Source organism: Stenotrophomonas sp. SMYL41, from assembly GCF_036319965.1.
Taxonomy (GTDB): Bacteria; Pseudomonadota; Gammaproteobacteria; order Xanthomonadales; family Xanthomonadaceae; genus Stenotrophomonas; species Stenotrophomonas maltophilia_R.
The window spans coordinates 22141-30543 of record NZ_JAWIRX010000030.1; the positions used below are offsets into that span (position 1 = coordinate 22141).

Annotated in this window: 7 protein-coding genes; 4 read left to right on the forward strand and 3 right to left on the reverse strand. The window is 69.7% G+C overall.

Annotated features, from left to right (window positions below; genetic code table 11):
* Nucleotide 1: 1 nt before the first annotated feature.
* From ispE to V3B30_RS22220, 3 genes are read right to left on the reverse strand one after another with little or no spacing between them, the layout of a single operon-like run.
* Nucleotides 2-871 carry a 4-(cytidine 5'-diphospho)-2-C-methyl-D-erythritol kinase gene (gene ispE / locus V3B30_RS22210; protein WP_100471378.1) on the reverse strand — a complete coding sequence of 290 codons (870 nt, stop codon included), beginning with the start codon at nt 869-871 and terminating at the stop codon, nt 2-4.
* The gene (gene lolB, locus V3B30_RS22215; protein WP_262083274.1) at nt 868-1527 is read right to left on the reverse strand and encodes a lipoprotein insertase outer membrane protein LolB; all 660 of its coding nucleotides are present in this window, start codon (nt 1525-1527) and stop codon (nt 868-870) included. The genes ispE and lolB overlap by 4 nt, the downstream gene beginning before the upstream one ends.
* A complete protein-coding gene (locus V3B30_RS22220; protein ID WP_262083275.1) occupies nt 1524-3209 on the reverse strand; it encodes a tetratricopeptide repeat protein in 1686 nt (561 codons plus the stop codon). The genes lolB and V3B30_RS22220 overlap by 4 nt, the downstream gene beginning before the upstream one ends.
* A 63-nt stretch (nt 3210-3272) precedes the next feature.
* On the opposite strand from V3B30_RS22220, the gene hemA reads away from it, so the two are divergent.
* From hemA to ppk2, 4 genes are read left to right on the forward strand one after another with little or no spacing between them, the layout of a single operon-like run.
* Nucleotides 3273-4556: a glutamyl-tRNA reductase gene (gene hemA / locus V3B30_RS22225; protein ID WP_100471375.1), complete on the forward strand. Its 1284-nt coding sequence runs from the start codon at nt 3273-3275 to the stop codon at nt 4554-4556.
* Nucleotides 4534-5616 (forward strand): peptide chain release factor 1, encoded by a 1083-nt coding sequence (gene prfA / locus V3B30_RS22230; RefSeq protein ID WP_262083276.1) that lies wholly within the window; start codon nt 4534-4536, stop codon nt 5614-5616. The genes hemA and prfA overlap by 23 nt, the downstream gene beginning before the upstream one ends.
* 5 nt (nt 5617-5621) lie before the next feature.
* Entirely contained in the window at nt 5622-7328 is a 1707-nt protein-coding gene (locus tag V3B30_RS22235) for a tetratricopeptide repeat protein (RefSeq protein WP_262083277.1), read from the forward strand.
* Between the two features lie 46 nt (nt 7329-7374).
* Nucleotides 7375-8157 (forward strand): polyphosphate kinase 2, encoded by a 783-nt coding sequence (ppk2, locus tag V3B30_RS22240; RefSeq protein ID WP_100471373.1) that lies wholly within the window; start codon nt 7375-7377, stop codon nt 8155-8157.
* The last annotated feature ends 246 nt before the right edge of the window (nt 8158-8403 follow it).

The window sequence follows — 8403 nt, forward strand, 5'->3', positions numbered from 1 at the left end:
ATCAGTGTTGCTCGAGTGCATCCAGCAGTGGCGAACGCGCAACGCCCGCTGCCACCCTTGCCCGCAACTCCTTCGGCAATTTCGACCGTCCCTGCTCTGCAGCAGACTGCGACGCGAATTCGACGAAACAACCACTTCCCGAACCGGTCAGCCGCGCCGCGCCGATGTCGCTCAACGCAGCAAGCGCCGCCTCGACGGCAGGCTCACGGCGGCGCAGCACCGGTTCGAACGCGTTCCCGACCAGGGTCCCGGAAGCGAAGTCCTCTATTTTCGCCACTGGGCTGTCGCGCGTCAAATCCGGGTCTGCAAACAGGGCCGGCGTGGGAACATGAACACCCGGTTCAACCACCACATACCAGGCCGGTTCCAGCACGATCGGCTGCAGCTGCTCGCCCACCCCTTCGGCCCAGGCATTGCGGCCACGCACGAACACCGGCACGTCGGCGCCCAGGCGCAGGCCCAGCGCCGCCAGGGCATCCTCATCCAGGCCGGCCTGCCACAGCCGGTTCAGCACCACCAGCACGGTGGCCGCATCGGACGAACCGCCACCGAAGCCACCACCGGCGGGAACATGCTTTTCAACGATGATGTCCGCACCTTGCGTGACATTCGCCACTTCCTTCAGCAGGCGGGCCGCCCGTACCGCCAGATCGTCTGCCTCGGCTACGCCGGCCAGGCCCTCGCCCTGCCGGCGCACCTGACCGTCTTCACGCAGGCGCAGGCCGATGCGGTCCCCCCAGTCCAACAGGCGGAACACGGTCTGCAGCTCGTGATAGCCGTCGGCCCGGCGGCCAGTGATGTGCAGGAACAGGTTCAGCTTGGCCGGGGCCGGCCACCAGGACCAGCCCGCGTCGTCGACTGCCCCGCTCATGGACTGCCCTGCCCCCACTGGTCCACCAGCAGGCGCACCTTGGCGTCGCCAGTGCTGGCCTCGATCCGGCGCGGCAGCGCCGGCCGGCCGGCTTCGGCGGGGTACCAGTCCAGGTACTGCACCTGCCAGCCCATCTGCTGCATGCGACGCGGCCGGCCTTCACCGTCGCGCTCGACCGTCTCGGGGCCGGCAGCATCGCCGGCCACCAGGCCACGGATCCACTCCGGCAGCTGGTTGACCGGAATGTCCCAGCCAGTCGCTTCCAGCAGCAGCTGCTGGGCGTCCTCGCCGTCACGCGGCCCGCCGGCCAGCCCTTCCAGGCGACCGGCCTCGGAATGGGTATCGCCGGTCAGCTTCCAGCTCTGCCGGGTCACCGGCGCGCTCAGTTCGACCACATAACGGCGCCCGTCCTGCTTCCAGTCGATGCGACCGCTGCCGCCGTCCTTGCCCTTGCTGACCGCCACCCGGCCCTGGAAGGCCCAGTCCGGCTGTGCGTGCAGGGCCGCTACGCGCGCCGCCTCGGCCTGCGCCGCTTCGGCCGAGACCGTCTCGACAACCGCCGGTGGCGCGGTCTTCTGCGTACCCACGCTGGTACAGGCGGTGACCGCCAGGGCCACGGCCGCCAACAGCAGCGGCCGGATCAGGGAAACACTCATGGATTGAATTTCTCGCGGGCGCGCAGCAGCGCGCGGTTTTCAGGGTCGAGCTTGGCCGCTTCGTCGAAGAAGTGGCGGGCCTCGTCATGCTTGCCCAGCACCCACAGCACTTCACCGACGTGGGCGGCGATCTCCGGGTCCTTGGCCAGGGTCCAGGCCCGGCGCAGCTGCACCAGTGCTTCGTCCTTGCGGCCCAGGCGATACAGCACCCAGCCATAGCTGTCGACGATGGCAGCGTTGTCCGGCTCGGCCACGCGGGCGCGGTCGATCAGCTCCAGCGCCTCCTGCAGGCGGCCGGTGCGATCGGCCAGGGTGTAGCCCAGCGCGTTCAGCGCCGGCACGTTCTCCGGGTCGGTCACCAGGATCTTGCGCAGGTCGGCCTCGGCGCGCGGGATGTCGTCGCGGCGCTCCCAGGTGAGCGCGCGGGCGTACAGCAGGCCGTTGTCGTCCGGGTAGGCGGCCAGACCGCGGGCCAATGCATCCAGTTCGCCGGCACTGTCGTCGCCGCGCTGGCGCAGCTCGGCCTCCAGCAGGTAGGCGTCGCGGCGTACATCGTCATCGACCACCGCATCAGACTGGATCGCGTGCACTTCCTCCAGCGCCAGCGGCAGGCGCCCGGCCAGGGCCTGGGCATTGGCCGCGCGCAGGCGCGCTTCGCTCAGTTCATCGCCACCGGGCACGCTGTGGTACCACTGCACCGCCTCGGGGTAACGCTTCAGGTACTCGGCGATCTTGCCCAGCAGCAGGCGCTGCGCCGGGTCCGGCTTGGCGGCCTGCCGCGACAGTTCGTTGTAGAGGTTCGACAGCGCCGCCTTGTCGCCCTGCTTGGCCAGCAACGAGGCGCGCATGCCCCAGGTCTGGACGTCCTGCGGGCCGAACGCCAGAACGCGCTCGGCCGCAGCGGGCTGTCCCAGGCTGTCGTAGGCGATGGCCACCGCATTGCGCAGTTCGGGGTCCTGCCGGGTCTTCGGCTCGACGTCGTGCAGCAGCGACAATGCCTTGTCGGTCTCGCCCGCCTGTTGCAACTGGCTGGCACGCAGCAGCGCCACCCGCGGTTCTTCCGGGAAGCGCTTGACCACTTCATCGATCATGCGCCGCGCCAGCTCGGGCTTGTCCATGCGCAGGGCCAGGCGGCCGAACTCCTGCCAAGCCTCGATCTTTGGTGGAATGGCATTGGCATCGACCAGCTCGCCGAGCACCTGCGCCGGCACCGCCGGGTCGCGCCCACCACCGATCAGCGCGGCCAGGGCGAACTTCCAGCCACGCTCATCGGGGTCGGCCAGCAGGGCCTGCAGTTCGGTGCGCGCGGCCTTCACATCGCCCTGGCGCATGGCCAGCGCACCGGCCGCGCTGCGCATGGTCAACGAGCGCGGGGCACGCTGTTGCCACAGCGCCAGGCCCTTGGCGGCGCTGGCATCATCGTTGGCAAGCATGGAAATACGGGTTGCGCGCTCGGCCAGGCCGGCGTCGCCGTCGGTCTGCTGCGCGGCCTGCAGGTACCAGCGCGCGGCCTCGGCCAGCTTGCCGGCCTGCAGGGCGAATTCACCGGCCATCACCGGTTCCAGCGCCAGTTCCTCAGTGGCCGCGGCCCGCACGGGGGCCTTGGCCGGCACCGCTGCCAGGGCCTGGCCGCAGGCCAGGGACAGCAGCAGAACACTGGGGATGCGAATCAATGCGGGCATCGTCGGCATCGGGGCCTTAAAATGTCGTCCAATGGCCAGCAGCTTATCGCAAGCAACTGAACAATGACCCTGTGGGTGCTCGGACTGAATCACCAGACCGCACCGGTGGAGCTGCGCGAGCGCGCGGCCTTCGCCGGTGAGGCGTTGCCGCGTGCGCTGGGCTCGCTGCGTGATACCCCGCAGATCGCCGAGGCGGTGCTGCTGTCCACCTGCAACCGCACCGAGCTGTACGCCGTGGCCGAGTCGGCACAGGCGCTGGACCAGTGGCTGCACAGCCAGGCCGGCGACCTGCAGGGCTATCTGTACCAGCACGCCGATGCCGAAGCCGTGCGCCACCTGTTCCGGGTCGCCACCGGGCTGGACTCGATGGTGCTGGGCGAACCGCAGATCCTCGGCCAGGTGAAGGATGCCTGGTCGACCGCACGCGACCATGGCCTGCTCGGCCAGCGCCTGGACCGCCTGTTCCAGCAGACCTTCTCGGTGGCCAAGCGCGCACGCACCGATACCCAGGTCGGTGCCAACCCGGTGTCGGTGGCCTCGGCTGCAGTGCGCCTGGCGCAGAACGCCTTCGCACGCCTAGACGATTCCACCGTGCTGCTGGTCGGTGCCGGCGAGACCATCGAACTGGCTGCACGCCACCTGAGTGAGGGCAAGGTGCGGCGACTGCTGATCGCCAACCGCACCCTCGCGCACGCGCAGGAGCTGGCCAGTCGTCATGGCGGCGTAGCCCTGCCACTGACCGAACTGGACCGCCACCTGGGCGAGGCCGACGTCGTGTTCTCGGCCACCGCCGCGCGCGAGCCGGTGATCCACCGCGAGATGGTGTCCAAGGCCCTGCGTGCGCGCCGGCACAAGCCGATGCTGCTGTTCGACCTCGCCGTGCCGCGCGACATCGAGGCCGAAGTCGGCACGCTCAACGATGCCTTCCTCTACACCGTCGATGACCTGGAACGCGCGGTGGAAGACAACCGCCGTGGCCGCCGCGAGGCCGCCGCCGAGGCCGAGGCGATCATCGACCTGCAGGTATCGCGCTTCGTCGAGACCCAGCAGGCCAGCGCCCACCAGGCACCGCTGCGGCAGCTGCGCGCGTTCGGCGAGGCTACCCGCGCCGAGTTGCTGGAACGCGCGCGCCAGCAGCTGGCCAATGGCAAGCCAGCCGACGAAGTGCTGGAACTGCTGGCCCATGGCCTGACCAATCGACTGCTGCATCCGCCGACCGCCGCACTGCGCGCCGCCGCGCTGAGTGGCGATGCTGACCTGACCCGCGCCGCCGAGCGCCTGTTCCCGGCCACGCCGGGTTACCGCCACCCACCCGTGAGACCCGATGACGCCGACCCTGCGCCGTAAGCTGGAAGCGCTGGCCGAGCGCCGCGAAGAACTGGAACGCCTGCTCGCCGAACCCGATGTGGTCGCCGACAACACCCGTTTCCGCGACCTTTCGCGCGAATTCGCCCAACTTGAACCGGTCGCCACTGCACTGGCCGATGAGGCCCGCGCCAAGGCCGACCTCGCCGCCGCCGAAGGCATGCGCGCCGACCCCGACCTGCGCGAACTGGCCGACGAGGAAATCGCCGCTGCGCAGGTGCGCCTGCAGGAACTGGAGCAGGAGCTGGCGCTGCTGCTGGTGCCGCGTGACCCGCGCGACGAAGGCAACCTGTTCCTGGAAGTGCGCGCCGGCACCGGCGGCGACGAAGCCGCGATCTTCGCCGGCGACCTGTTCCGCATGTACGCCCGCTATGCCGAGCGCCAGGGCTGGAAGGTCGAGATCGAATCGGACAATCCCGGCGAGCATGGCGGCTACAAGGAAGTGGTGGCGCGCGTGGTCGGCCGGGGGGCGTTCTCGCGCCTGAAGTTCGAATCGGGCACGCACCGCGTGCAGCGCGTGCCGGCCACCGAGTCGCAGGGCCGCATCCATACCTCGGCGGCCACGGTGGCGATCATTCCCGAGGCCGACGAAGTGGATGACATCGTGATCAACCCGGCCGACCTGAAGGTGGATACGTTCCGCTCGTCCGGTGCCGGCGGCCAGCACGTCAACAAGACCGAGTCGGCGATCCGCATCACCCACGTGCCGACCGGCGTAGTGGTGGAGTGCCAGACCGAGCGCAGCCAGCACGCCAACCGCGACAAGGCGATGAAGCGCCTGAAAGCGCAGCTGCTCGATGCAGAGCGCCAGCGACAGGACGCCGCGCAGGCCGAATCGCGGCGCCTGCAGGTCGGCAGCGGCGACCGCAGCCAGCGCATCCGCACCTACAACTTCCCGCAGGGCCGGATCACCGACCACCGCGTGGAAGGCCTGACCCTGTACGACCTGCCCAACATCCTGGCCGGCGACCTCGACCCGCTGCTGCAGCGGCTCAGCCACGAACACCAGGTCGACGCCCTGGCCCAGCTGTCGGCGGGCTGAGCACGATGTCGGCCTGGCAGCAGCGGCAGCACCTGCAGCAGGCGATCGCACGCCAGCCCGGCGATTTCGTCGCGTGGGTGATGCTGGCCGACCTGGAACTGGAAGCCGGCGACATCGCCGCCGGCGAGCAGGCGGCACGACGTGCGCTGCAGCTGCGCCCGAACCATCCCGAAGCGCTGGCACGGCTGGGTCGCGTGGCCTGGATGGCGGGCGCGCATGCCGACGCGGCCAGGCTGCTCGGCCAGGCCTCGGCGCTGGCCCCGCAGCACCCGGGCATCGCGCTGTGGCTGGGCCATGCGCTGGAAGATGCCGATGACGCCGAAGGCGCGGCGGCCGCCTATCGCCGCGCGCATGCACTGATGCCGGACGAACCCTACATCGCCGCCCAGCGCCTGGCCTGGCAGCGTCGCCTGTGCGACTGGCAGGACGTGGACGCGCTGGCCACGCAGGTACGCACCGCGCTCGCGTCCGGCCAGGGCGCGGTGGAGCCGTTCGCCTTCCTCAGCGAAGACGCCAGCGCTGCCGAGCAGCTGGCCTGCGCGCGTGCGCGCGCCGCGCTGATCGCCGCCTCGGTACGGCCCCTGCCGGCAGTGAAGGTACGCGCACGCGGCCCGTTGCGCGTCGGCTTCCTCTCCAATGGCTTCGGCGCCCATCCCACCGGGCTGCTGACCGTGGCCCTGCTCGAACACCTGCGTCATGACCCGGCGCTGCAGCTGCACCTGTTCGCGTTGAACCGCGCCGATGGCAGCCGCATCCGCGAACGGCTGCAGGCCGCGACCCGGCTGCATGATGTATCTGCACTGCGGCATGCCGACATCGCGGCCCGCATCCGTGCACAGGGTATCGACCTGCTGTTCGATCTGCGCGGCTGGGGCGGCGGCGGCACGCCCGAGGTGCTGGCGATGCGCCCGGCCCCGCTGCAGCTGAACTGGCTGGCCTACCCCGGCACATCAGGCGCACGCTGGCTGGATGCCGTGGTTGCCGATGGATTCGTGCTGCCGGCATCGCTGGAACCTCACTTCAGCGAAAGCGTCCTGCGCCTGCCACGTGCCTTCCAGCCCTCGGACAACACCCGCGTACTGGAACCGGCACCGTCCCGCGCCGAATGCGGGCTGCCCGAACACGGCGTGGTGTTCTGCTGCTTCAACAACAGCTACAAGCTCAATCCGCGCAGCATGGGCCGTGCCTTCGCAGTACTGCAGGCGGTGCCCGGCAGCGTGCTGTGGCTGCTGTCCGGCCCCGGCCAGGCCGACGCCCGCCTGCGCAGCGCCGCGCAGGCCACCGGCCTGGACCCAGCCCGCCTGGTATTCATGGCCAAGCTGCCGCATCCGCAGTACCTGGCACGGTATCAGCACGCCGAGCTGTTCCTCGACACCCACCCCTACAACGCGCACACCACCGCCTCCGATGCGCTGTGGGCCGGCTGCCCGGTACTGACCTGCCCCGGCGACACCTTCGCCGCGCGCGTGGCCGGCAGCCTCAACCACCATCTGGGGCTGGCACGGATGAATGTCGCCGACGACGCGGCGTTCATCGCCGCCGCCAGCGCGCTGGGCAATGACCCTGCGGCACTGGCCGCGCTGCGTGCCGAGCTGGCACAGGCGCGCGACCGCAGTGGACTGTTCGACATGGCCGGGTTTGCCCGCGACCTGTCGGCGCTGCTGCAGCAGCTGGCTGGCGAACAGGGCTGGCAGGGCATCAACACCCCCTGAGCGATCCCTGCGTTACGCTCGGGCTTCCTCCCCGCGTGGTGTGACGATGGCCAAGCTCAAGCGCAAGGACTACGACGAACTGATGCTGCCGCTTCAGCTGGAACTGACTGCGATGGCGCGCTGGGTGCAGCACAGTGGGCAACGCCTGCTGGTACTGTTCGAAGGACGGGATACGGCCGGCAAGGGCGGCGCGATCCAGGCCATCAGCCAGCATCTCAACCCGCGCCAATGCAGGGTGGTCGCGCTGCCCAAGCCGACCGACCGCGAAGCCACGCAGTGGTACTTCCAGCGTTATGCCTCGCATCTTCCCGCCGCCGGCGAGATCGTGCTGATGGACCGCAGCTGGTACAACCGCGCCGGCGTCGAGCGGGTGATGGGCTACTGCAGCGAGACCGAGTACCAGCAGTTCCTGCGCCAGGCACCCGTGTTCGAACAGCTGCTGGTGGATGACGGCGTCCTGCTGTTCAAGTACTGGCTGTGCGTGGACCAGGAGCAGCAGGAGAAGCGCTTCGCCGAGCGTCATCTCGATCCATTGAAGGGCTGGAAGCTGTCCCCGGTCGACCTGAAATCGCGCAGCAAATACAGCGCCTACACTGAAGCCCGCGAGGCGATGTTGCGCGCGACGCATCGCGAGGCGGCGCCGTGGACGCTGGTGGATTTCAACGATCAGCGGCTGGGCCGACTGACCCTGGTGCGCAACCTGCTGGACCGGCTACCGGACACGCGGGTGGATGCGCCGTTGCCGGAGCTGCCGAAGCTGAAGGGCAAGCTGCATCGCGAGCACTACGATGTGCTGAAGCCGATCGAGGACTTCCCGGTCGAAGCTTAGGTTGGGTCGGCAAGGTTGCACCCTGCACCTGCCGAAGCCAGAGCCAGAGCAACAGCAACGGCAACGGCAACAGCGGGTATTCCGTGGGATGGTGGGGCGGTGCCGGAGTGCGGGGACGCCGCAAGTCCGTCCCTGTAGGCTTGGCAGCCGCTTGCTCGTGTGCGCAGTCCTGCGCACACGGCAAGACCGGGGTTGGGCGTCCTGCCCAACCCGCCCGAGGCATGCCTCGGGCCCATGCGGCTGACA

Excerpts from the sequence above, each read along its gene's own strand:
- ispE (WP_100471378.1), bottom strand. The coding sequence starts at position 871 with ATGAGCGGGGCAGTCGACGACGCGGGCTGGTCCTGGTGGCCGGCCCCG.
- lolB (WP_262083274.1), bottom strand. The coding sequence starts at position 1,527 with ATGAGTGTTTCCCTGATCCGGCCGCTGCTGTTGGCGGCCGTGGCCCTG.
- V3B30_RS22220 (WP_262083275.1), bottom strand. The coding sequence starts at position 3,209 with ATGCCCGCATTGATTCGCATCCCCAGTGTTCTGCTGCTGTCCCTGGCC.
- hemA (WP_100471375.1), top strand. The coding sequence starts at position 3,273 with ATGACCCTGTGGGTGCTCGGACTGAATCACCAGACCGCACCGGTGGAG.
- prfA (WP_262083276.1), top strand. The coding sequence starts at position 4,534 with ATGACGCCGACCCTGCGCCGTAAGCTGGAAGCGCTGGCCGAGCGCCGC.
- V3B30_RS22235 (WP_262083277.1), top strand. The coding sequence starts at position 5,622 with ATGTCGGCCTGGCAGCAGCGGCAGCACCTGCAGCAGGCGATCGCACGC.
- ppk2 (WP_100471373.1), top strand. The coding sequence starts at position 7,375 with ATGGCCAAGCTCAAGCGCAAGGACTACGACGAACTGATGCTGCCGCTT.